Origin of the sequence: Exiguobacterium sp. BG5(2022), from assembly GCF_031844365.1 — a bacterium.
Classification (GTDB): Bacteria; Bacillota; Bacilli; order Exiguobacteriales; family Exiguobacteriaceae; genus Exiguobacterium; species Exiguobacterium profundum.
Window position 1 is genome coordinate 1 of the sequence record NZ_JAUZVB010000015.1, and the last position, 1,278, is coordinate 1,278.

General features: G+C 41.3%; 1 protein-coding gene. It reads right to left on the reverse strand.

What is annotated here, in order from left to right; all coding sequences use genetic code 11:
- Positions 1 to 535 precede the first annotated feature (535 nt).
- Positions 536 to 1,278, reverse strand: a 743-nt coding sequence (locus Q9R25_RS14880; RefSeq protein ID WP_311283390.1) for a JAB domain-containing protein, incomplete at its 5' end; no start/stop codon positions are given.

A 1,278-nucleotide genomic window follows, 5' to 3' on the forward strand; every position in this document is an offset into this window, starting at 1 on the left:
AAAGAACATTAATCTTCCTCTTTGAAAAGACATTCCGGCAATCAGAAAATATCGATAGTATCACCTCAAAATCCACTCCACAAGCCATTCTCTCGATCCTCGAACACGGTAGCCCCTGATAATTTAGATTTTTTCAGAACCATTATCTATGATGAATATAGAACGGAAGTCAAAAACGAAAAGAGGTGTTGCTTTTGAATAAATGGTCGTTGTTCTTCTCGGTGTTGGGAGTGGTGGTCGGTATCATCGGATGGTTCATGTAAACGTTCGAACTGGACGAGTTGAGTTCTCGCTCGTTCCAGTACAGCGTTGTCGATATGTCGGTCTTTCAATCGGTATCGCAAAGCGATGCCGTCTTTTTTTCTTTTTCGTTTCCTCATAGGACAACGAAAAAGTTCCTCTTTAACCCGATTCTCGATGAATCGGGGGTCAATCAGGGCGAGTGTCGATCACTCGCCTACCATTCGTGAGCGATTTGAAAATGTGGCTCGGATAGAGGACAAAACAAAAAAGAGTGGTTTCCCACTCTTCATTTTTAAATTCTTCCACGCTGATTCAAACTGACATAGTTTCGTTCATCACTTGTCACAATCACATGGTCAAGCAATTTGATTCCGAACACTTCCCCGACTTCTGCCATTCGTTCTGTTACTAACAAATCATCGTTACTAGGTTCGGGATTTTGTGAAGGGTGTTGGTGTACCAATGCAAAGGTTGAAGCATTGTTTAGAATCGCACCCTTCATGACTTCTCTCGGATGGACGATGCTCGAATTGATAGAACCGACACTGACTTTTTCGATTGCCACGACTCGATTTTTCGTATTCATGAAAATAGCAAGCAAGACTTCTCTATCTAAGTCACCGATGATTGGTGTTGCGAACTTTGCAATATCGATTGGTGAACGAATTGTATCTACCTCACTGATATTTTCAGACGGTATGATGACTTGTTTGATATGTTGGATTTCTCGCAACATCTTTTTCTTTCGATTCTTCATCGGGTCTTTTGCGAGTTCTTTCATTTCATCAAATCCTAGTGGACTGCTTTCCTTGTAAGATACGCCCGAATGCTCGACAACTTCAATCCATGCCATGCCGATAAATTCTTCTTCCGTCACGCCACCTAAGAACGAATCATATTCCTTAAATGCTTCAAGTAAGATGGTACGCTCTCTTGCTTGTGTACGATTCATGAAAATTACAGTCGTGTACCATGAGTCTGTCAAGACTCGGTATTCTTGTTTTTCGATTTTGTTTGATGCTTTTTGGTTTGTCA